This is a genomic window from Sphingomonas sp. SP3 (assembly GCF_058514305.1).
The window spans coordinates 1,457,882-1,479,021 of record NZ_JBZSOE010000001.1 but is presented as its reverse complement, the minus strand read 5'-3'; the positions used below and the strand labels follow the sequence as shown (position 1 = coordinate 1,479,021).

Sequence of the window (21,140 nt, the reverse complement as noted above, 5' to 3'; positions counted from 1 at the left end):
GCCCCATGTCCGATCAGCTCGAAATGACCCGCAGCGGCAAGCGCGCCTCCTTGCAGACGACCAACCCCGCGACCGGGCAACCCGGCAAATCCTATCCCGCCCATTCGCTCGACGAAGCGAGGGCCGCGGCGGAGGCCGCGCACCGGGCCTTCCTGTCGTGGCGAAGGACATCGTTCGATGAGCGCGCGGCAATCGTGCGCAAGGCGGGTGAGCTGCTTCGCGCGCGCAAGGACGAATATGCGCGGCTGATGACGGAGGAGATGGGCAAGACCCTCGACGACGGCCGCGCCGAGGTCGAGAAATGCGCGGCCAATTGCGACTGGTTCGCCGACCACGCGCACGAGTATCTGGCCGACGAACCGGCCGACATCGGCGGCGGCGAAGCGTTCGTGACCTTCAACCCGATTGGGATCGTGCTCGCGGTGATGCCGTGGAATTTCCCGTTCTGGCAGGTGTTCCGCTTCATCGCCCCGGCGCTGATGGCCGGCAACGGCGCAATCCTGAAGCACGCCAGCAATGTGCCCGGCTCGGCGCTGGCGATCGAGCAGGTGCTCCATGACGCTGGGGTGCCCAACGACCTGTTCCGCACCATGCTGCTGCCGTCGAGTGAGGTAGAGGCGCTGATCAAGGACGATCACATCGCCGCCGTCACCCTGACCGGCAGCGTGGCCGCCGGGAAAGCGGTCGCGACGGCCGCCGGCTCCGTGTTGAAGAAATGCGTGCTCGAGCTTGGCGGCTCCGATGCCTATCTCGTGCTCGAGGATGCCGATATGGCGGCTGCGGCTAAGGTCGCAGCGACCGCGCGCATGGTCAACGGCGGGCAAAGCTGCATCGCCGGCAAGCGGTTCATCGTCGTCCGTTCGATCATCGAGCCGTTCGAGGAGGCGATGGTCGAGGCGATGCGGACCTACGCGATGGGTGACCCGGCGCAGGAAGGCACCAAGCTTGGGCCGATGCAGAGCATCAAGGCGCGCGACGAGATCCACGAACAGGTGAAGCAAAGCGTCGCCAATGGAGCGCGCTTGCTACTCGGCGGCGAAGTCCCCGACCGTCCCGGCGCCTGGTATCCGGCGACGGTGCTGAGCAATGTGAAGCAAGGCCAGCCCGCGCATGACGAAGAAGTGTTCGGCCCGGTCGCCGCGATCATCGCCGCAAACGATGAGGCCGACGCGATTCGCACAGCCAACGCCAGCGAGTTCGGCCTGGGTTCGGGCGTGCTGACCGCCGACCTCGACCGCGGCCGGCGGATCGCCGCCACGGAGCTGGAAGCCGGCATGAGCTTCGTCAACGAGAATGTCCGCTCCGACCCGCGCACGCCGTTCGGCGGGGTCAAGCATTCAGGCTACGGGCGCGAATGCGCCGCGTTCGGCATCCGCGAATTCACCAACATCAAAACGGTCCACGTGAAGCCGATGGGCCACGGCGGGACCAGCGGCATCGAATAAGCAATCCGCTCCAAAGCGGATCGAAGTGCAAAACTTTGTTGCAGGCCTCGCGGTTAGCAGGCCGCATGAAAAGCGCGGCGGCACCTGACAGTCGGGGCGAGGGACGAAGCAACATGTTCGTCACGGGCACCCTTTACGCAACGGGCGGATCGACACCCGTGCGGATCCGCAACCTGTCGCGGCGGGGGGCGCTGGTCGAGGCGGCCGCGCTACCACCAGCCGGAACTGCGGTACGACTTAGCCGCGGCAGCCTAAGCGTTGCCGGCCAGATGATGTGGGTCACAGGGCACAAGGGCGGTCTCCAGCTCGCTTCGGCTGTCTCGGCCGGGGACTGGCTGCCGATGGGAGAGCGTGGCCGGGGCCAGCAGCTGATCGATGAAACCATGCACCGGGCGCGGCTCGGGGCGGCTCCTCCAAAACCGCTAGAACCGGTCTCGCGCTCGGCACCGAGCCTTCGGGCGGAGCTCGTGCGGCTCCAGCATCTCCTGCTTCAAGCTAATGAACAGCTCGCATCGGAAGACGCCCTCACGACCGTCCAGGTGATTGTAATCCAGGCGATCGATGGGGTTGCCAATTCGCTCGCGCAGCTGGCCGATGATATTCGCGGGGCGCTCCGGCGCGCCTAATCCGCCGCTCGCTCCCTGAACCATTTGGTCACGACATATTTCGTGCCGCGGCGCACCTTCATTCCCTGGTGCAGGGTCGCAGGGTTCGGCCGCCCGTCGGCAAGCAGGTTGTTCCAGGCGAGGAGCTTGCCCGTTTCAGGCTTAACGGTTTTTCCGATGAGCTTGAACCGCGTCGCACCGCCATCTTCCGGCTCGTTCAGATAGATCATAGCCGTCCAGGTCCGCTGGCCGTGGTCGGCGGTGTGGACGTAAAAATCATAACCGCCCGGCTCAAAGGTATCGGTGTGCGGCTTGAACTCCTGCCCCGGCGCGTACCGCTGCCCTTGGATCGGTTCGCTCGAATCAAGCGAAAGGCCAAGCAGGTTCGCAATCTTGCTGTCGACGCCGCCGACCACGGGATCGCGCCGGTCGAGGTCGCAAGTCTCGCTTGTCCGGAAATTTTCGACCCCGATATCGTCGGCAATCTCGGATGGCCGGCGCTTTGCGTCGATCTGCGCGACCAGGGCGGCGCACGTCTCGGGGTCTAGAAAACGCCTTACGATGAAGAGCTCGAGCTCGCGGGTCGGGACGCGTTGGACTCCCGGCGTTGCCGCAAGCTTGGCCGACGGTGTCACTGACGTCCGACGGCCGCCGGCGCGTTCAGCATGTCGTGCTGGTTGATGACCGCGCGAACCACGTTGTTCATCAAGGTCATTCGGGTCGGCAGCGGGACCGACGTTTTCTTGATCATCACTGCGACCGCGTAGCTCTTGCCGTTCGGGGCGGTGAGCACGCCGATGTCGTTATATCCCGCCTGGATCGGACCGTTGACCTGGCCGGTGCCGGTCTTGTGGCTCAGGGTCCAGCCGGGCTTGAGGCCGCCCTTCAACCGGTTCGCGCCTGTCTTGGTATTGCCCATGATCCACAGCAGCTTGCGGGTCGATTCAGGCGACAGGAGTTCGCCCCGCTTCAATCGCGCCAGGGCGGCCACGATCGCGCTCGGCGCAGCGCCGTCATAGGGATCTTCGACATAGCGGTTGAACGCAGCGTTGCGTACGGCCTTGGGCAGCGCGTCTCGAGCATCGTAGAAAGCGTTGCCGATCGAATAGCTCGGGCTCCAGATCAGCCCCGCGATCTTCGACTGAAGCGCGCGTTCGCCATTGTAGAAGCGGATTGACCCCAAGTGCTTGGCGGCGATCATGTTGCGCACCGCTTCGGGTCCGCCGACCGAACGCATGAGCTTGTCGTTGGCAGTATTGTCGCTGGTGGTGATTGCCTTGAACATCAGCTCGTCGAGCGTGGTCGTATAGCTCCCGCTTTTGCGGATCAGCGCCGCGATCGGCTGGTGGAACAAGGTGATGTCGCTGTTGTCGAGCGTGACCTTGTCGGTCAGCCGGACCCGGCCCTTGTCCACCGCATCGAGCGCGGTGATCGACACCCACAATTTGCTGACGCTCTGCTGCGGATAAAGCTCGTCTTCCTTCCAACCGGTCGCCCAGCCGTCGTCGACCGAGCGCACCGCAATCCCGACCCTGCCGTTGAAGGCGCGGCCGAGCTGGTCGACCTGGTCGCGAAGATATTTGGGGGCAGCTGGGGCCGGGCGCTCGGCGGCCGCCTTCCGGGTCGCTGGCTCCGGAGCCTTTGGCGCGGTCGCTTGCTTGGCGGACGAGGTCCCGACCTGCACCGACGCGAGCAAAACGAGAGCGGTACCGATGCCCCGCAAAAGTGACGTCATGCCTTCAATGCTCCGCAACAATATCGCCTGTTTGCAATCGCTTGGCACAACACGGCTGAACACTCGCTGTGCGCGCCGGGCAAAGAATCGCATTGTGCGAGTCGCTTGCCAAGCCTGCAAATTGACGCCGGTCAGGCGGCGGGTGCGGGTCCGGTCAGGAGCGCGCCCGATTCAATCTCATCGAGCGCGCGGTGGACGGCGATATAGCGGCGGGCTTGCGCCACCCAATCATTCGCATTGCTCGCGCCCGGCAGGCGCATCGTCTCGGCCAAGGCTTGGTCCACTTCGCCGACACTCAGCCGCTGGAGCGCGCGGTTGTAGCGCGCATCGGCGCTCGGCGAGGGCCGGTCGGCGCGATGGACCTGGATCAGGCTGCCGATCTCGCGCTTGAACCCGCTCCACCAGTTGTCCTGCGGTCCGCCACGGCGAAGGTCAGGACCGAGCGCTTCATATTCGGTGATGAGGCTGTCGAGCCGTACCGGCTGGTGCGACGCCGTGATGATCGTTGCGACTGCCTTCTGATGGTCCGGCCCGAAGCGGTTCACGAGCAGGTTTTCAAGATAGCCAAGCGCCACGCCGCGATCGATCGCGCGCCGCGCGGCAAAGGCGATGACCAAAGCGTCGGCGCGTCCCGCCGACCCTTCGGCGCGCTGCGTCGCATTCTCGACCTGCGCGAGTCGGCTCTCGAGGTTGGCGATGCGCGGGTCTTCCGGTGCCTGCGCTTGTGGCTCCTGCTGAGCGTCCGTCACCGCGATCGGCTTGGGCGTTTGCGGCGCTTGCGTCGGTGAAGTGACGCCGAGCACGCGCGCCGCGGGTTGGTAATGGGCCAGGCCCCAGGTGGCGGCAGCCGCGCCGATCAGCAGCAAGACCAGACCAACCAGCAGCCGGCTCCCCCAACCCATGCCTCTAGACGTGCCGTTCATCGCGGCGGATTGTTGCACAGCCGTTCCGCAACGGCCAGCAGCGCGTCGTCATTGGGCTGATCGGCAGCTTCGATAGCTTTCCAGCCCTTGCCGACTGCCTCAGCCGCTGCCTTGCTGATTGCCGCAACTGCGATCCCGGCACGCTCACTGACCAACTCCGCCAGCCTGCGCCCGGCCCGGGGTGAGTGCACGAGTGCGACGCCACTATCTGGCAGGCGCGCATCCATCGGCTTGGCGCGATAGACCACGACCGGCGTGATCTTCTGCCGCGAATGTTGCGGGGGGTGGCGCTGCTCGCCGGACAAATGCAGCAGGTTCAGGTCGGAATCGATCGAATCGAGCAGCCTCTCGACACCCGAATCGCCGGTCGCGGCGATATCGAAGCCCGCTTGCCGCGCGGCCTCCGCAGTCGCGTTCCCGACAACATAGGCCGGCAACGCTCTCAGCGATTCGAGCGGCTCGCCGCCTTCACGCAGGGCATTCGCGCTGGTTAGCAGGACGCCGTCGAAGCCGTGAATATCGGGGGCCATCCAATGAACCCGCTCGATCTCGAACAGCGGAATCGCCACCACGTCGAGCCCGCGGTTCCGCGCTCGCTCGACCGTCGCGCTCGCGCCCGGCTCGGGGCGCAGGACTAGCACTTGGCTCATTGCGCCGCGAACAGGCTCCGGATCGCGTCGGGCGCCTTGGCGAGCATGTCATGCGCCAGTGCCTCCGGCGTTTTCACGTCGTCGCAATCGAAGACGGCGCGATCTTCGACCATCTCGGAGCCGTCTTCGCTGAAGATCTGCGCACGCATCCTCAAATCGCCATCCTCAAGCACGCAAAAAGCCGCGACAGGGGACGAGCAGCTCCCGCCCAACGCCCGGGTGAAGGAGCGTTCGGCCATCACGCAGGAATAAGTGATGCCGTTATTGACGGTGCTGAGCACGCTCTGAGTGCGCGTGTCATTGGTCCGGCATTCCATCCCGATCACGGCTTGGGCAGGGGCGGGCAGCACGATCTCGGTGGGAATTGCAAAGCCCGCATCGATCCCGAGCCGCTTCAGCCCCGCGGAGGCGAGCAACGTCGCATCGACCTCTCCCTCTTCGACCTTGCGCAGCCGGGTTTCGACATTGCCCCTGATCGGAACGATTTTGAGGTCGGGGCGAAGGCGAAGAAGCTGCGCCGCGCGACGCGGTGATGACGTGCCTACTGTCGCTCCTTGGCTGAGCTTGGCGATCGATTCGGCACCGATCAGGCGATCGCGCACGTCGCCGCGCGGGCGCACCGCAGCGATATGGATTTCCTTTGGCCGGACGCTCTCGACGTCCTTCATCGAATGGACCGCGAAGTCGATTTCACCAGCGAGCAGCGCGCGGTCGAGTTCCTTGGTCCACAGCGCCTTGCCGCCGATCTCGGCCAGGGGCCGGTCCTGAACCTGGTCGCCCGTCGTGGTGATCTCGACGATCTGGACCCAGCCATCTGGCCATCGCTGCGCGGCTTCGATCGCGGAGGCGACCTTGCGCGCCTGGGCCAGTGCGAGCGGTGATCCGCGAGTCCCGAGGCGAAGGCCGTTCATCCCTCACCCCTAGTGCATCTCAAGAGGATCAGGCAAAGGGCCGGACGCGAAATGACATTGATCCCCAAAATCATCCTGGGCCTTGAATCGTCGTGCGACGACAGCGCTGCGGCGCTGGTCACGTCCGATCGGCGCATCCTGGCGCAGGCGGTGGTCGGCCAGAATAGCGCGCACCAGCCCTATGGCGGCGTGGTGCCGGAGATCGCCGCGCGCGCCCATGTCGAGATCCTGCCCGAGCTGATCACCCGCGTGCTGGCCGAGGCGAAGGTGGGAATCCACGATGTCGATGCGATCGCGGCGACCGCCGGCCCGGGGCTGATCGGCGGGGTGATGGTCGCGCTGCTCGCCGGCAAGGGCCTGGCGCTCGCTGCCGGGAAGCCACTGATCGCGGTCAACCATCTCGAAGGTCATGCGCTGTCGCCGCGCCTGGTCGACCCCGACCTTGGCTTTCCGTACCTACTCCTGCTGGTCTCCGGCGGCCATTGCCAGTTGCTCGAAGTGCGGGGGGTTGGGGATTACCGGCGCCTCGCAACGACCATCGACGACGCTGCCGGCGAAGCGTTCGACAAGGCCGCGAAGCTGCTCGGCCTGCCCTATCCCGGCGGCCCCGCGATCGAAGAGCTTGCGCAGGGCGGCGACCCGAAGGCGGTGCCGCTGCCGCGCCCACTGGTCGGTTCCGGCGAGCCCCATTTCTCCTTCGCGGGTCTCAAGAGTGCGGTTCAGCGCGCGGTCGCTTCGGGCGATTATCGGCCCGAAGACATCGCCTCGAGCTTTCAGCAGGCGGTTGTCGACTGCCTCGTCGATCGCACCGCGCTCGCGCTCTCGACCAGCGATGCGCCGGCGCTCGTCGTCGCCGGCGGCGTTGCCGCCAATCAGGCCATTCGCTCGGCGCTGGCCGAGCTCGCAGCGCGCGAGGGCCGCAGGTTCAGCGTTCCGCCTGCATGGCTGTGCACCGACAATGCGGCGATGATCGCCTGGGCCGGGGGCGAGCGTCTCGCCCAAGGTTTGACGGATGAGCTCGATGCGCCGGCGCGCGCCCGCTGGCCCCTGGACGAAGCTGCCGAAAAGGTGCGCGGCGCGGGGGTGAAAGCATGAGACTCGGGGTGATTGGTGGCGGCGCCTGGGGCACCGCGCTCGCACAGGTCGCGGCAAGTGGCGGGGAAGAAACGCTGCTCTGGGCGCTCGAGCCTGACGTGGTTGAATCGGTCAACGCTGCACATGAGAACGCGACCTTCCTCGCCGGCATCCCGCTCCATCCCTCAATCCGCGCAACTGCCGACCTTGGAGATCTAGAGGCGTGCGATGCCTGGCTGGTGGTCACGCCGGCGCAGCACATGCGCGCGGTGCTCGGCCGCGCGGCGGACTGCGACAAGCCGTTGATCCTCTGCGCCAAGGGCATCGAGGAGGCGAGCGGGCGCCTGCTTCACGAGGTTGCGAAGGAGGCATGTCCCAACGCTGCCGTTGCGGTGCTCTCGGGCCCAACCTTCGCGCACGAGGTCGCCCGCGGCATGCCCACCGCGGTCACCCTGGCGGCGGATGATCCGGCGCTCGCCGAACGCCTGCGCCAACGCCTCGCGTTGCCCGCTTTCCGCATTTACGTGTCGGACGATGTCGCGGGCGCGGAGATCGGTGGCGCGGTCAAGAACGTCCTCGCGATCGCCTGCGGCGTGGTCGAAGGGAAGGGCCTCGGCCAAAACGCCCGCGCGGCGCTGATCGGGCGCGGCTTTGCCGAGATGACCCGGTTCGGGCTCGCTTATGGTGCCAAGCGCGAAACGCTGGCCGGCCTGTCGGGTCTCGGTGATCTCGTGCTGACCTGCTCATCGACCAGCTCGCGCAATTATTCGCTCGGCAAGGGGATCGGTGAGGGCCGCGCGGCCGCTGATCTGCTCGCCGACCGCAAGACGGTCGCAGAGGGCGCATTCACTGCGCCGGTGCTGGCGCGGCTCGCCCGCGAGAAGAATATCGACATGCCGATCGTCGACGCGGTCGATGCGCTGATCGCCGGCCGGGCCAATGTCGACCAGGTGCTCGATGCGCTACTGACCCGGCCGCCGCGAGCCGAGGGCATCTAGAAATCGACCGCAATCCCTTTCTTCTCCCAGTCGCCGTAGCGCGTGGGATCGAGCCGTTCTTCCTCGCCCGCGGGCGGCGCGGCGGGGTTCGAAGGCTCGGGCTCGGGAACTGGCGGCGACGGGCTAAGGTGCGCGGGCGGGTCGAGATGCTTCGGCCGTTTCATGGCCTCAAGATGATGCTTGCGAATGCCGATGCCAACCGTTGAAGGCCTGCCCGCCCGGCGCGCGGCGTTGCAGATCCTCGATGGTGTGCTCCGGCGCGGCCAGACGATCGACGGCGCCGCCCAGCAGATCCGTGGCCTTCGTCCACCCGATCACGCGCTCGCCGTCGCCATTGCCGGCGAGACGATGCGCCGACTGCCGGACCTGGACGCGTTGGTCGACAGCGCGACACGGCAGCGCCTGCCCGACGACTCGAAAGCGCGCCAGGTCCTTCGCCTCGCGCTTGCGCAGAAGATCGGGCTGGGAACGCCGGGGCACGCACTTGTGGCGACCGCGCTGCCGCTCGTCGACGGCGGCCCGCGACGCTTGGTGCATGGCGTGCTCGGCACGTTGCTGCGCCGGGGCCTCCCGCCGATCGACGCGCCGCGCCTTCCCGATGCTGTCGAGACGCGCTGGCGTCAGGCGTGGGGTGATGATGTCGTTGATGCAGCGCGGCGCCAGATCGCCAACCGGCCGCCGCTTGACCTCAGCTTTGCCGAGGAAAGCGAGGCCAAGGCATTTGACGGCAAGTCACTGGCGCCTAGCCACGCGCGCGTCGACAGTACGTCGGTGGCCGACCTGCCCGGCTTTGGCGAGGGCCGCTGGTGGGTGCAGGACCTTGCCGCCTCGCTTCCCGCACGGCTGATCCCCGAAGGCGCAAAGGACGTGCTCGACCTGTGCGCGGCGCCGGGCGGCAAGACCATGCAGCTCGCGGCCGCGGGCCATGCCGTCACCGCGATCGATTCGTCGAAAAATCGCCTTGCCCGCCTTCAGGACAATCTCGACCGGACTCACCTCGCGGCCAGTCTGGTTATGGCCGACGCATTGACCTGGGACCCAAAGCGCACGTTCGACGCGATCCTGCTCGACGCCCCATGCTCCGCGACCGGAACCTTCCGCCGCCATCCCGAGGTGCTTCACCGCGCACGCCCGCCAATCATTCAAGGCAGCGCGGACATGCAAGGCCGCCTCCTCGATCGCTCTGCGCAATGGCTCAATCCAGGCGGAACTCTGGTCTACTCGGTCTGCTCATTGGAGCCTCAGGAAGGGGAGGAGATCGTGCGCGCCTTCCTCGCCAATCATCCCGATTTCACCATTGACGCGCCTGGCAAGGCAGATGTGCCTGACTTCGTGACGTCATCGCCGGAAGGCTGGGTTCGAATCCTGCCCGGCCTGCTTGAGGCCGAAGGCGGTCTCGACGGCTTCTTCATGGCACGGCTTGTCCGCAAGGGCTGATCCCGTCTAATCGGCTCCATGGCCCACGGGACCAACACAACCCTTATCGCCCCGTCGATCCTCTCCGCCGACTTCGCGAAGCTCGGCGAGGAAGTGCGCGCGATCGATGAAGCCGGCGCCGACTGGATCCATATCGACGTGATGGACGGGCATTTCGTTCCCAACCTGACGATCGGCCCAGGCGTGGTGAAGGCGCTTCGCCCGCACAGCAAGAAGCCGTTCGACGTCCATCTGATGATCTCCCCGGTCGACAACTTCCTCGACGCGTTCGCGGAAGCGGGGGCCGATATCATGACGGTCCATCCCGAGGCAGGACCGCACCTGCATCGGACCGTCCAGCGGGTGAAAGGACTGGGCAAGAAAGCCGGCGTGTCGCTCAATCCCGCGACCCCGGCCAAGGCGCTCGATTATGTGCTCGAGGAAATCGACCTCGTCCTGGTGATGAGCGTCAATCCGGGCTTCGGCGGGCAGAAATTCATATCGAGCCAGCTTCGCAAGATTGAGGCGATCGCGAACCGCATCGCCAAGGAAGGCCTTTCGGCGCAGATCGAGGTGGACGGTGGGATTGATCCTGAGACCGCGCCCCAGGCGATCGACGCTGGAGCGAATGTGCTCGTGGCCGGTACGGCGGCATTCCGCGGGGGGCCGCCGAACTATGCTTCAAACATCCAGGCGCTACGCGGGGGATGAGCCAAGACCCGTCGGCCGAACGCGCTCTCGTTTCGAAGCTGGCGCGCGGCTCGTTCCTGTCCCGCCTGAGGAGCTCCCGCCAGCCTCTGAAGCTTGCCGCTGTCCCCCGCGACCATGTGCAGGGCGACCGGCAACGGGGAGATTCAATCCTTGCCGGCCGGCTCCCCGTTGGCAGCGAATCGATCAACCTGGCCGACCTCGACTTCGCCGCGCTTGGCGCGACCGGCCCCATTGCGGAGCGGGTCGAGGGCTTTTCCTGGCTGCGCGATCTCGCTGCGGCCGCCTCGCGAGAGAATGGCGCGCGGCTTGCCGAGGCGGTCGTCGGCCGCTGGCTGATCGCGCACGGCGCCAAGGTCGACGAGGCCTGGGCACCGCATCTGTGGGGCGAGCGGGTCCTCTTCTGGACCGCTTACGCGCCCTACATCCTGTCGAGTGCCGATGGCGGCTATCGGTCGGCGCTTCTCAACACGCTCGCGCGCGGTGCGCGGCATCTCGATTCGACCGCGGATAAGGCACCGGTCGGCCTTAAGCGCGTCACCGCGTGGTGCGGCGTCGTTGCTGCGGGACTCCTCGTCCAGGGCGGCGTGCCCCGTGTCGCGCGTGGGGAGGCCGGCCTCGCCCGGGCGCTCACGACGGCGCAATTCGACGATGGCGGCCTCGTCAGCCGCTCGCCGTTCGAACAAATCCTGCTGGTTGACCGCTTCGGCCTGCTGCGCGCCTGCTATCAAGCCGCCAAGCAGGAAATCCCTGAAGGGATCGAAGCAGCGACGGCGGCGTCATTAGCCGCGCTCCACGGCGTCACTTTGGGCGATGGTTCCTTGTCCAGCTGGCAGGGCTGCGGCCCCGGCCGTGCCTCGCGACTGACCGCCTTGATCGAAGGGTGCGGCATGCGCGCGCGCCCGCTCCGCCAGGCCCGCGGTTGGGGCTATCAGCGCATGTCGGCGCTGGGCACGATCGCGGTGCTCGATGCCGCGCCGCCCCCTTCACAGAAGATCGCGGCGCAGGGCTCGGCTTCCACCCTTGCGTTCGAAATGTCGGACGGTGGCCAGCGCCTGATCGTCAATTGTGGCGGCCCGGGGCCTCTTCCGTCCGGTCTGCCGCCGGAACTTGTCGACGCGTTGCGCAGTACCGCGGCGCACAGCACGCTCATCCTTGCTGACACGAATTCGACCAGCATCCTTCCCGACGGATCGCTTGGCAAAGGCGTCGAGGACGTGACCATCGACCGGACGGAGGACAATGACGCGAGCCGCCTCGAAGCCAGCCACGACGGTTATGTCCGCGGCTTCGGCCTGACCCATAAACGCAGCCTGATGCTCGGCAATGACGGCAAGGAATTGCGCGGTGCCGATCAGCTTATCGCCAAGGGCCGCAAGAAGATCCGCGATTCGGTCGCTTATGCGGCGCGGTTCCATCTCGCGCCCGGCGTCGAGGCAACGGTGACGGCCGACGGCATGGGCGCGATTCTTCGCTCGAAGGGCGCACCGCCATGGAATTTTCGCTGCCGTGGCGGCAATCTGGGCCTTGAGGAAAGCCTGTGGGTCGATGGGCGCGGAATCCCGCAGCGCACGACGCAGCTTGTCGTTAGTGGTGAAGTTTCGGCATTGGGCGGCGAAATCGGCTGGCAGCTGCGCCGCACCAGCTAAATCGAGGGATATTTGATGACTGACCTGGTTCCGGTTCGCCGGGCGTTGATTTCGCTTTCCGACAAGTCCGGGCTCGACGCTCTGGCGCAAGGCCTCGCGCGGCATGGCGTCGAGATCGTGTCGACCGGCGGCACCGCGGCAAAGCTGCGCGAAAGCGGCGCCGAGGTGTGCGACATCTCCGACCTCACCGGCTTTCCCGAAATGATGGACGGCCGGGTCAAGACGCTTCACCCGAAGGTCCACGGCGGCCTCCTTGGTGTGCGCGACAATCCCGAACATGCCGCGGCGATGGACGAGCACGAGATCGCACCGATCGATCTCGTCGTCGTGAACCTTTATCCATTCCTCAACACGGTGATGAGTGGCGCGGACCGCGATACGATCATCGAAAATATCGACATCGGCGGGCCGTCGATGGTCCGGTCGGCCGCGAAGAACCACGCGCATGTCGCTTGTCTCACCGACCCGGTAGATTACGAGGCCCTGTTAAGTGAACTTGACACGAACGGCGGCGCGACCTCGCTTGAGCTTCGCAGACGCCTTGCTGCGAAGGCCTATGCCCTCACCGCCGCCTATGATTCGACCATTTCGCAATGGTTCGCCTTTGCCGACCAGGGCGAGCGCTGGCCGCAGACCTGGACCCGTGCCTCGACCCTGAAGATGCCGCTTCGCTACGGCGAGAATCCGCATCAGGAGGCTGCGCTTTATTTGCCGGTCGGGCCCGCAGCGCGCGGCGTCGCGCAGGCCGAGCAGGTCCAGGGCAAGGAGCTCAGCTACAACAACCTCAACGACGCCAATGCCGCGCTGGAACTGGTCGCCGAGTTCCGCGATGGCCCGCCCACCATCGTCATCGTCAAGCATGCCAATCCGTGCGGTGTCGCCACCCGCGACACGCTGATTGACGCTTGGAAGGAAGCGCTCGCTTGCGACAGCGTCTCCGCGTTTGGCGGCATCGTTGCCAGCAACCGGGTGCTGGACGCCGAGACAGCCGAGGCGATCACCGAGATTTTCACCGAGGTCGTCGTCGCGCCCGGCGCCGATGACGCTGCCAAGGCAATCTTCGCCAAGAAGAAGAATTTGCGCCTGCTGCTGACCGGCGAGCTGCCCGATCCGGCGCGTACCGGCCAGACCATCGCCGTCATTGCCGGCGGGATCCTGATCCAGGACCGCGACAATGGCATGGTCAGCGAGGACGAACTCAAGGTCGTGACCAAGCGCCAGCCGACCGAGCAGGAGCTGAAGGACTGCCTGTTCGCCTGGACAGTCGCCAAGCATGTGAAGTCCAATGCGATCGTTTACGCCAAGGATGGCGTCACCGCCGGGGTGGGCGCGGGGCAGATGAACCGCCGCGACAGCGCGCGAATCGCTGCCATCCGCGCAAAGGAGGCCGCCGACGCCAACGGCTGGCCGGAGCCGCGCACGGTCGGGTCGGCGGTCGCGTCCGACGCCTTTTTCCCGTTCGCCGATGGGCTGCTCGCTGCGGCCGAAGCCGGTGCGACAGCGGTTATCCAGCCGGGTGGATCGATCCGCGATGATGAAGTCATCGCCGCCGCCGATGAGGCGGGGCTGGCGATGGTGTTCACGGGAATGCGCCACTTCAGGCACTAGTTTCACGGCTGGAGCGGGCGAAGGGATTCGAACCCTCGACCCCAACCTTGGCAAGGTTGTGCTCTACCCCTGAGCTACGCCCGCTCGGCCGGAAATACGGCGATCGCTCGCCGTTGGAGGGCGCCCGCTAACAGGCGCTTCTGCCGTTTGCAAGCGCTCCGGAGCGTAGAGCACCCAGGCTTCGCCGGTCAGCGACGTCGTCACCGAAGATCCAAGCGCGCGCATCTTTATTCCGCAATGGTCGATCGTCGCCGGAGTGATTTCCCACCGGCGCTGCGCCGCGAAGACGAAGTCGGCATATGCGCACCCCTTTGCGATGGTGACCGGGTAGCGTGCCTTGTCTGCGGCGACGGTCAGCGCGCCCTCGAGCCTTTTGGGCTCGAGCGCGACGCGCGCGCCACTAGGCGCTTCTTGAGCCATCAAGGCGACGGCTTGGTCCGGTCGTCCGCGCTGGAGATCGATCAGCTCCGAATCGCGCCATAGGCTCGTCCCCACCAGCACCGCGAGCAGGACCGCAGCGGCAGCGCGAACCGGTGCTTTCTTGCTCAGTCCGCGCCCAATCCATTCCGAACCGAGCAGGAGGAGACCGATCGCGCCCGAGAGATAATAGCGCCCGAACCCGCTGTTGCCGGACTGGAGAAGGGCCGCGCCCACCGGCACGCCGAGGATCAGCAGCGCATAAAGCCGCGCCCGCGCTCCGAGCCATTTGGGCGGCCTCAGGCCGATCCACACAGCCACGCAGCCCAGCGCAAGCGGCGCGACCCAATCGCGCAACCAGTCGAGGCCTGCGGTCCAGCCGGTCATATCGTTGAGGCCTGCGAAAAACTCATGCCAGGCGAACGGCAGGTATCCGCCGAGTTGCATGCCGGTCGGGCTTGCCGCCGCCGCTGCGAAAACGAACAGCACGACGGCCGCCGTCGCTGCCAGCGCCGGCCCCATCAACCTTCCGGCGTCTCTCATCGCTTTTGCCGGACCGAGCGCCGCGCGTTTCTCCAGATAAGCCCACAGCGCGACGAGGCCGACCGGCGCCGCCATCGTCATATGCGACAGCATGCCGAGCGCGGCTACAAGCGCCAACCACCATGGCGTCCCCTGCCTTTCGCGACCTTCGACCGCCTCCGCCGAAAGCCACAGGAACCCGAGCGCGGCGAGGATCATCAGCGCATAGCCGCGCGCTTCCGACCCGAAATTCACCATCGTCGGTGACACGGCGAACAAGATCGCGGCAATCACGCCGGCCCATCCGGATCGCCTCGCCACTGCCGATGCGGCGAGGGGCACGCTTAACGTCCCCGCGACGATCGCCGGTAGCCGCATGAGGAACGGCGAGGCATCCGCGCCCACCGCCTGCAGCCACAGCGAGTAGAGGTGATGATTGTTGTCGTGGTTGATGCGGAGGAACACGCCGGCGGGGTCGACGGCGCGCGCTGCATAGATCACCGACCAGGCTTCGTCGGTCCAGAGCGCGCCCCGGGCCATGGCAATGCGCAGCGCAAGGCCGGCCAGCGTCGCTGCGCCGACCGCCGCCCACCAAAGCCGGGACTGGCGTTCCCCCACGTCCATGGCGGTTGCGCTAACAGCTTATGGTTAAGCGCCTCTTATCTTGTGAGGCCGCGCCCGCCGCGCCATATGGGCAGCGCGTCAGCAGGAGCATCGAACATAGTGGCGACTTTGGGCCTTACCGAAGCCGAGCGCGAATCGATCGAGCGCTTCGAAGCCGAGGTCATCAACCCTTCGATGACCGCGCTCATCATCCTCGATTTCTGGGCGGAATGGTGCGGCCCGTGCAAGCAGCTGTCGCCCGTGCTCGAGAAGCTCGCCGAGGATTATGCCGACAAGGGCGTGAAGCTGGTCAAGGTCGACGTCGACAAGGACAAGCTCCTCGCGTCGCAATTCCGGATCCAGTCGATCCCCACCGTCTACGCCATCTACCGCGGCCAACCGGTTGCCGATCTCACCAACTATCGCAGCGAGGGACAGCTCAAGAAGGTGCTCGACCAGCTGCTTGCGCAGCTCAAGATCGAGCCGGAAGGCGCGGTCCCGCAGGCTGAGATCGAGCCGCTCGTCGCTATGGGCGAGGCGGTCCTGGCCGACGGTGAGGCCGAGCGCGCGGTCTCAATCTTCCAGCAGGTCCGCGATATGACGCCCGATCGACCCGATGTCCTTGGCGGTCTTGCCCGTGCGCTAGTCGCCGCAGGCCAGAAGGACGAAGCCCGAAAACTGCTCGAAGAGCTGCCCGAAGAGTTGTGGAAAAAGCCCGAGATCGCGCGCGCCAAGGCCGCGCTCGAGGTCGCCTCGGCCCCCGTGGCCGACACTGGTCCGCTGGATGCACGTCTTGCCTCCAATCCCGACGATCATGAGGCGCGGTTCGAGCTTGCCGCGGCCAAGATGGCGGCCGGCGATCGCGACGGCGCGGCCGATGCGCTACTCGAGATCGTGAGCCGCGACCGGGAGTGGAACGAGGGCGCGGCCCGCGCTCGCTTCCTCCAGCTGCTTGAAGCGCAGGGACTCGAAGACCCCTGGTCGAGTGCACAGCGCCGCCGCCTCTCGGCCTTGCTCTTCACATGAGCCGGATCCTCCGGGTCCCCTTGTTTCCGCTCCCGGGCGCGATCCTGTTTCCCCGCTCGCAGCTTCCCCTTCATATTTTTGAGCCCCGCTACCGGGAGATGGTGAAGGACGTGATCGACGGCGCCGGCCGGATCGCCATGATCCAGCCGCTACGGCTCGACGACGACAATCTGGCCCCGCTCTACGGTGTGGGCTGCGTCGGGGAGATCGTCGGGGTCGAGGAGCTAGACGACGGCCGATACAATATCGTGCTGCTTGGCTCCGAGCGCTTCCGGCTGGTCAAGGAATCCGATGTGGAAGCGCCGTATCGCTGCGCTGAAGTCGATGTCGCGCAATTCGATGACAGCGAGCCTGATCCGCTCGCGTTGATTCAGCGCGCCGAGGTCGAGCGCGAGGCGCGCCGTCTGGGCGATGCACTGGGCTTGGCAGTCGATTGGGCGGCGGTTGCGCAGCTCGACGATGAAATGCTGGTCAACGCAATCGCGCAGGTCGCCCCGTTCGACGTCGGCGCCAAGCAGGCCCTGCTCGAGCAGGCGACCCTTCACGGCCGCGCCGACCTCCTTGTCCAGCTCATGCAATTTCACCGCGCGGCGGTGACCGGCGGCGTCGAGATCGAACCGACCCTCCAGTAAGCGTCAGCCGAACAGCAGCGGCTTGATCACCATCACCAGGCCGAAGATCGATACGGCATAGACCAGGGTCCGGACGAACCGGATTCCCGCCGCGTAAATCGGCAAGTAGAGCACGCGCGCCCCAAGCCAGATCCCCCCGCCCAGGGCGGTCGAAGAGTCGGTCTTTCCCGCCACGACCACGCCGAGGAGCGCGATGATCGCGATTGGCAGCGTCTCCTGGAAATTGGCCTGGGCGCGCATCAACCGCCCGGTCATCGCATTGGGCGGCGGCAGGTCTTCGTCACGCGCGCCCACGTTCCAGTCGCGGCCATATTGCGCGGTCTTGAACCGTGTTGCCGCGAAAATGTGGATAAACAGCAGCACCGCGCCAAGCGCGAGGATCTTCAGTTCAACCGGCATTGTCCCCCCATCAACTTATTACGGAACCAGAATGGTGTCGTTCGCTTGGGCCAAGGTTTCCGGATAGTCGAGTGTATAATGAAGCCCGCGGCTTTCGTGGCGCGACAGCGCCGAGCGGATGATGAGGTCGGCCACCTCGACCAGGTTACGAAGCTCGATGAGGTCGGGCGTCACGCGGAAATGCGCGTAATAATCGCGGACTTCCTGGCGCAGCATGTCGATCCGGTGCTTGGCCCTCTCCAGCCGTTTGGTCGTGCGGACGATCCCGACATAATTCCACATGAAGCGGCGAATTTCGCCCCAGGTCTGGGCGATGACCACTTCCTCGTCGCTGTCGGTAACGCGGCTTTCGTCCCATGCCCGGATGGCTGGCACGTCCGGAAGGCTCGCCCAATTGTCGCGGATGTGGTTCGCCGCCGCTTCGCCGAACACTAGGCACTCCAGCAGGCTGTTGGACGCCAGGCGGTTCGCGCCGTGAAGGCCTGATTGCGTCACCTCGCCCGCCGCATAAAGTCCTGCCGCGTCGGTGCATCCGTGCAAGTCCACCACGACCCCGCCGCAGGTGTAATGCTGAGCCGGAACAACCGGGATCGGCTCCTTGGTGATGTCGATCCCGAGCCCCAGCAGCTTCTCGTAAATGTTAGGGAAGTGCCCGCGTACGAAGTCGGGGTCGCGCTGCGAAATGTCGAGATGGACGTAATCGAGGCCGAGCCGCTTGATTTCATGATCGATGGCGCGGGCGACGATGTCGCGCGGGGCAAGCTCGCCGCGCTTGTCGAACCGGTCCATGAACCTTTGCCCGCCGCCTTTGACTCCAGGGGGGAGCTTCAATTGGCCACCTTCGCCGCGCACCGCTTCGGTGATCAGGAAATTCTTGACTTCCAGATTGTACAGACAGGTCGGGTGGAACTGCATGAACTCCATGTTGGAGATTCGGCAGCCCGCCCGCCACGCCATCGCAATGCCGTCGCCGGTCGCGCCGCGTGGCGCGGTCGAATAGAGGTAGGCGCGCCCGGCGCCGCCCGTCGCCAGGATCGTCGCGCGTCCAGTCAGTGTTTCGACCCGCTTCTTCTTGCGGTTGTAGGCATAGAGGCCGTGGATCGCGCCGCTGGTCGAAAAATGCGTCGCGTTGCGGCCGGTCACCAGGTCCACCGCAACCATGTCGGGCACCAGGGTGATGTTTGGATGCTTGGCCGCCGCGGATTCGAGCGCCTGGCTGATTGCCCACCCGGTCGCGTCGGCGACGTGGACGATGCGACGGTGGCTGTGCCCGCCCTCGCGGGTCAGGTGAAGCGCGCCATTTTCCGACGCGAACGGCACGCCGAGTTCGATCAAATGCTGGATCGCGCGCGGCGCCGCTTCGACCACATGCTCGACGACCTTGCGGTCGTTAAGGCCCGCACCGGCGATCATCGTGTCGTTGACGTGCGCTTCGAAGCTGTCGCCCTCCTCGAGTACTGCGGCGATGCCGCCCTGCGCCCGGGCGGAGGCGCTGTCGCCCAGCGCGCCCTTGGCGATTACCGCGACCTTGTGCGTTTCGGCGAGGTTGAGCGCAGCGGTTAGGCCCGCCGCCCCGGAGCCGACGATGAGGACGTCGGCAGTCGGCTTCACGCCGCCTCCTGGTCCGCCGCGACGAGGCTCAGGAACACGTCCTCCAAGTCGGGGTCGCGGGTCGAAACGTCTACGATCGACAGGCCGGCGGCGGTAAGCGCGCTCAATACGTCGCCGGCGTTCGCCTGGTCCTTGCGGTAGGTGATTTCCAGCGTCCGCTCATCGACCAGGGCGATGTCCTGGAAGCGGTCGTGCGTGGGGACTTGGGTAATATCCTTGTCGAAGGTGACGACGACGGCTTTCTCCTGCGCCTTGGACACCAGCTCGCGGGTCGGCTCGTTCGCGATCACGCGGCCGTGATGGATGATCGCGATGCGATCGCACAGCTCCTCGGCCTCTTCGAGATAATGGGTAGTGAGGACGATGGTGACGCCCTGGGCGTTGAGCCGGCGGACATAGTCCCACAATTGGCGGCGAAGCTCGACGTCCACGCCGGCCGTCGGCTCGTCAAGGACCAGGATCGGCGGCGAATGAACCATCGCCTTGGCGACGAGCAGGCGCCGTTTCATGCCTCCCGAAAGCGTACGCGAATAAGCGTTGGCCTTGTCGGTGAGGTGCATCGCCGCGAGCAACTCGTCACTCTTCCGGCCGCTCTTCGCGATCCCGTAAAGCCCGGCCTGGATCTCCAGTGTCTCGCGCGGCGTGAAGAAGGGGTCGAAAATGATCTCTTGCGGCACGACCCCGATCGACCGCTTGGCGTTACGCGGATGCTCGTCGATGTCGAAGCCCCAGATGTTCACCGATCCGCCGGTCTTCACGACCAGTCCCGCGAGAATGTTGATCAGGGTCGACTTGCCCGCGCCGTTTGGCCCGAGCAGCCCGAAGATCTGTCCGCGAGGCACGTCGAAGCTGACTTCGTTCAGCGCACGCTTGCCGCCAGCATAGGTTTTGGACAGCGATTCGATGCGGATTGCGGGCTCATCCATGGTGCCGCGGGCATAGGAGCGGCGGTCAGAAGCGACAAGCATTCAAGGTGAATCGCCTGTTTACCCTAACCGTCAGAGTGATTTTCAGGTTAACCCAATATCTCCAGCCTCGTCATGACCGGCCTGTTTCTCGTTCGCGGAATTGCCGCTGCGCTGCCGTTGCTGCTTTCTGCGGCAGCGGTTGGCGCGCCGGTGCCGGCCGCGCGCAACGCCTCTGGTAACGCAAGCCTGCTGAGGCCGCTGACGATTCTCAAGCAGTCCGATCTGGACTTTGGCGAGCTCGTCGTTAGGGGCGCGGGCACGGCGATCATTGATCCCGTCAGCGGTGCATTGACTACCACCGGGCTAATCACGCCGGTAGGCCCTCCAGCGCAGGCCGCGGTCTTTACCGCCACAGGCTCGCGAACGTCGAACGTGCATATCCGTATTCCGACGGCTCCGATCACGCTGACCCGCGTCGGCGGGACCCAGACAATGACGGTTTCGACCTGGACGCTCGACGGAAATTCCAACCGCAAGATCCCGCTCACGAGCGCGTTCAACTTTGCGGTCGGCGCCACGTTGACGGTTGGCGCAGCCCAGGCTGACGGGACCTATGTCGGCACGTTCGACGTGACTGTCCAATACCCCTGAGTTTCGCCGCCATGGTTTCAGCGGACGGTTAATTTACGTGGAACCTCGCCCGTTCAATGCGTGGTGAGACCGCATCGGCAAACTGCCCGAACATTTTGAATGCTCGGGGAGTGTATCGCGTGGACCATCGTTATTTCATCATCGCGGCTGCCGCAGCGGCGACGCTTGCGGCGCCCGCGGAAGCAGCGCCGGTTCCGGCGACAACGGACGCGGGAGGAAAAGCCATCCTGCTTGTCCCGCTCACGCTCACCAAGATCGACGATCTCGATTTTGGCACCGTGATAACCTCGAGCTCGCCCGGGACCGTTAGCATCGCCGCCGACGGAAGCGGTCAAAGCGTTACGGGCGGCGTGACGGCGCTGGCGAGCACGTCCGGGTTGCGCGCGCAGTTCGGTGGTGCGGGAACGCCCAATCAGCAGGTCAACCTGTTCCTTGCGCCTCCCGCGACAATTACGGATGGGAATGGCCACAGCATGCCGATCTCGCTGAACCTCGAATCGACCAGCGTGATCATCGATTCGACCCGTGCATTCCTGGTCGGCGTCGGCGGCACAGTGAACGTGGGGGCCAACCAGGCGGACGGCCTCTACAGCGGTACGTTCACGGTGCTCGCGCAATACAATTGACCCCGCGCCGTTGAACGGCGGCG

General features: G+C 65.8%; 22 protein-coding genes and 1 tRNA gene. 12 read left to right on the top strand and 11 right to left on the bottom strand.

What is annotated here, in order from left to right:
- Positions 1–5 precede the first annotated feature (5 nt).
- Entirely contained in the window at positions 6–1,445 is a 1,440-nt protein-coding gene (locus tag AC4K8G_RS07710) for an NAD-dependent succinate-semialdehyde dehydrogenase (protein WP_491733574.1), read from the top strand.
- A 113-nt stretch (positions 1,446–1,558) separates the two neighbouring features.
- Positions 1,559–2,071 (top strand): hypothetical protein, encoded by a 513-nt coding sequence (locus tag AC4K8G_RS07705; protein WP_491733573.1) that lies wholly within the window; start codon positions 1,559–1,561, stop codon positions 2,069–2,071.
- Here AC4K8G_RS07705 and AC4K8G_RS07700 read toward each other — a convergent pair.
- The 5 genes from AC4K8G_RS07700 to hemC all read right to left on the bottom strand — a co-directional run bounded on the left by AC4K8G_RS07700 (position 2,068) and on the right by hemC (position 6,269).
- Entirely contained in the window at positions 2,068–2,685 is a 618-nt protein-coding gene (locus tag AC4K8G_RS07700) for a prolyl hydroxylase family protein (protein WP_491733572.1), read from the bottom strand. The two genes, AC4K8G_RS07705 and AC4K8G_RS07700, sit on opposite strands and share 4 nt — an antisense overlap.
- Positions 2,682–3,785 carry a serine hydrolase gene (locus AC4K8G_RS07695; protein WP_491733571.1) on the bottom strand — a complete coding sequence of 368 codons (1,104 nt, stop codon included), beginning with the start codon at positions 3,783–3,785 and terminating at the stop codon, positions 2,682–2,684. The genes AC4K8G_RS07700 and AC4K8G_RS07695 overlap by 4 nt, the downstream gene beginning before the upstream one ends.
- A 131-nt stretch (positions 3,786–3,916) precedes the next feature.
- On the bottom strand, positions 3,917–4,726 hold the full coding sequence (locus tag AC4K8G_RS07690; RefSeq protein ID WP_491733570.1) for a hypothetical protein: 810 nt from the start codon (positions 4,724–4,726) through the stop codon (positions 3,917–3,919).
- Positions 4,705–5,358 (bottom strand): uroporphyrinogen-III synthase, encoded by a 654-nt coding sequence (locus AC4K8G_RS07685; RefSeq protein ID WP_491733569.1) that lies wholly within the window; start codon positions 5,356–5,358, stop codon positions 4,705–4,707. The genes AC4K8G_RS07690 and AC4K8G_RS07685 overlap by 22 nt, the downstream gene beginning before the upstream one ends.
- The gene (hemC, locus tag AC4K8G_RS07680; RefSeq protein WP_491733568.1) at positions 5,355–6,269 is read right to left on the bottom strand and encodes a hydroxymethylbilane synthase; all 915 of its coding nucleotides are present in this window, start codon (positions 6,267–6,269) and stop codon (positions 5,355–5,357) included. Before hemC ends, AC4K8G_RS07685 begins: the two co-directional genes overlap by 4 nt.
- Before the next feature lie 51 nt (positions 6,270–6,320).
- Between hemC and tsaD the strand changes: the two genes are divergently transcribed.
- Together tsaD and AC4K8G_RS07670 are read left to right on the top strand one after the other, a co-directional pair.
- Positions 6,321–7,364, top strand: coding sequence for a tRNA (adenosine(37)-N6)-threonylcarbamoyltransferase complex transferase subunit TsaD (gene tsaD / locus AC4K8G_RS07675; protein WP_491733567.1), 1,044 nt, complete (start codon positions 6,321–6,323; stop codon positions 7,362–7,364).
- Positions 7,361–8,341: an NAD(P)H-dependent glycerol-3-phosphate dehydrogenase gene (locus AC4K8G_RS07670; RefSeq protein WP_491733566.1), complete on the top strand. Its 981-nt coding sequence runs from the start codon at positions 7,361–7,363 to the stop codon at positions 8,339–8,341. Before tsaD ends, AC4K8G_RS07670 begins: the two co-directional genes overlap by 4 nt.
- On the opposite strand, the gene AC4K8G_RS07665 is transcribed toward AC4K8G_RS07670, so the two are convergent.
- Positions 8,338–8,505, bottom strand: a complete 168-nt coding sequence (locus AC4K8G_RS07665; RefSeq protein ID WP_491733565.1) for a DUF1674 domain-containing protein — start codon at positions 8,503–8,505, stop codon at positions 8,338–8,340. The genes AC4K8G_RS07670 and AC4K8G_RS07665 overlap by 4 nt on opposite strands.
- 22 nt (positions 8,506–8,527) lie before the next feature.
- Here AC4K8G_RS07665 and AC4K8G_RS07660 point away from each other — a divergent pair, with 22 nt between their 5' ends.
- The 4 genes from AC4K8G_RS07660 to purH are packed head-to-tail and all read left to right on the top strand — an operon-like array spanning position 8,528 to position 13,722.
- The gene (locus AC4K8G_RS07660; RefSeq protein WP_491733564.1) at positions 8,528–9,778 is read left to right on the top strand and encodes an RsmB/NOP family class I SAM-dependent RNA methyltransferase; all 1,251 of its coding nucleotides are present in this window, start codon (positions 8,528–8,530) and stop codon (positions 9,776–9,778) included.
- A gap of 18 nt (positions 9,779–9,796) precedes the next feature.
- Positions 9,797–10,468: a ribulose-phosphate 3-epimerase gene (rpe, locus tag AC4K8G_RS07655; RefSeq protein ID WP_491733563.1), complete on the top strand. Its 672-nt coding sequence runs from the start codon at positions 9,797–9,799 to the stop codon at positions 10,466–10,468.
- Positions 10,465–12,114, top strand: coding sequence for a heparinase II/III family protein (locus AC4K8G_RS07650; RefSeq protein WP_491733562.1), 1,650 nt, complete (start codon positions 10,465–10,467; stop codon positions 12,112–12,114). Before rpe ends, AC4K8G_RS07650 begins: the two co-directional genes overlap by 4 nt.
- A gap of 15 nt (positions 12,115–12,129) precedes the next feature.
- The gene (gene purH, locus AC4K8G_RS07645) at positions 12,130–13,722 is read left to right on the top strand and encodes a bifunctional phosphoribosylaminoimidazolecarboxamide formyltransferase/IMP cyclohydrolase (protein ID WP_491733561.1); all 1,593 of its coding nucleotides are present in this window, start codon (positions 12,130–12,132) and stop codon (positions 13,720–13,722) included.
- A 9-nt stretch (positions 13,723–13,731) separates the two neighbouring features.
- Here purH and AC4K8G_RS07640 read toward each other — a convergent pair.
- Positions 13,732–13,806, bottom strand: a tRNA-Gly gene (locus tag AC4K8G_RS07640).
- A complete protein-coding gene (locus AC4K8G_RS07635; protein WP_491733560.1) occupies positions 13,786–15,285 on the bottom strand; it encodes a glycosyltransferase family 39 protein in 1,500 nt (499 codons plus the stop codon). The genes AC4K8G_RS07640 and AC4K8G_RS07635 overlap by 21 nt, the downstream gene beginning before the upstream one ends.
- A gap of 99 nt (positions 15,286–15,384) precedes the next feature.
- On the opposite strand from AC4K8G_RS07635, the gene AC4K8G_RS07630 reads away from it, so the two are divergent.
- Entirely contained in the window at positions 15,385–16,290 is a 906-nt protein-coding gene (locus AC4K8G_RS07630; protein WP_491733559.1) for a tetratricopeptide repeat protein, read from the top strand.
- Entirely contained in the window at positions 16,287–16,922 is a 636-nt protein-coding gene (locus AC4K8G_RS07625; protein WP_491733558.1) for an LON peptidase substrate-binding domain-containing protein, read from the top strand. The genes AC4K8G_RS07630 and AC4K8G_RS07625 overlap by 4 nt, the downstream gene beginning before the upstream one ends.
- A gap of 3 nt (positions 16,923–16,925) precedes the next feature.
- Here AC4K8G_RS07625 and AC4K8G_RS07620 read toward each other — a convergent pair whose 3' ends face one another.
- The 3 genes from AC4K8G_RS07620 to AC4K8G_RS07610 are packed head-to-tail and all read right to left on the bottom strand — an operon-like array spanning position 16,926 to position 19,858.
- Positions 16,926–17,321: an MAPEG family protein gene (locus AC4K8G_RS07620; protein WP_491733557.1), complete on the bottom strand. Its 396-nt coding sequence runs from the start codon at positions 17,319–17,321 to the stop codon at positions 16,926–16,928.
- An 18-nt stretch (positions 17,322–17,339) separates the two neighbouring features.
- Positions 17,340–18,932, bottom strand: a complete 1,593-nt coding sequence (gene nadB, locus AC4K8G_RS07615; protein ID WP_491733556.1) for an L-aspartate oxidase — start codon at positions 18,930–18,932, stop codon at positions 17,340–17,342.
- Positions 18,929–19,858, bottom strand: a complete 930-nt coding sequence (locus AC4K8G_RS07610) for an ABC transporter ATP-binding protein (RefSeq protein ID WP_491734436.1) — start codon at positions 19,856–19,858, stop codon at positions 18,929–18,931. Before AC4K8G_RS07610 ends, nadB begins: the two co-directional genes overlap by 4 nt.
- A gap of 114 nt (positions 19,859–19,972) precedes the next feature.
- On the opposite strand from AC4K8G_RS07610, the gene AC4K8G_RS07605 reads away from it, so the two are divergent.
- Entirely contained in the window at positions 19,973–20,491 is a 519-nt protein-coding gene (locus AC4K8G_RS07605; protein WP_491733555.1) for a DUF4402 domain-containing protein, read from the top strand.
- Positions 20,492–20,610: 119 nt separating this feature from the next.
- Complete coding sequence (locus AC4K8G_RS07600; protein ID WP_491733554.1) at positions 20,611–21,117, top strand: DUF4402 domain-containing protein; 507 nt, start codon at positions 20,611–20,613, stop codon at positions 21,115–21,117.
- Positions 21,118–21,140: the final 23 nt, after the last annotated feature.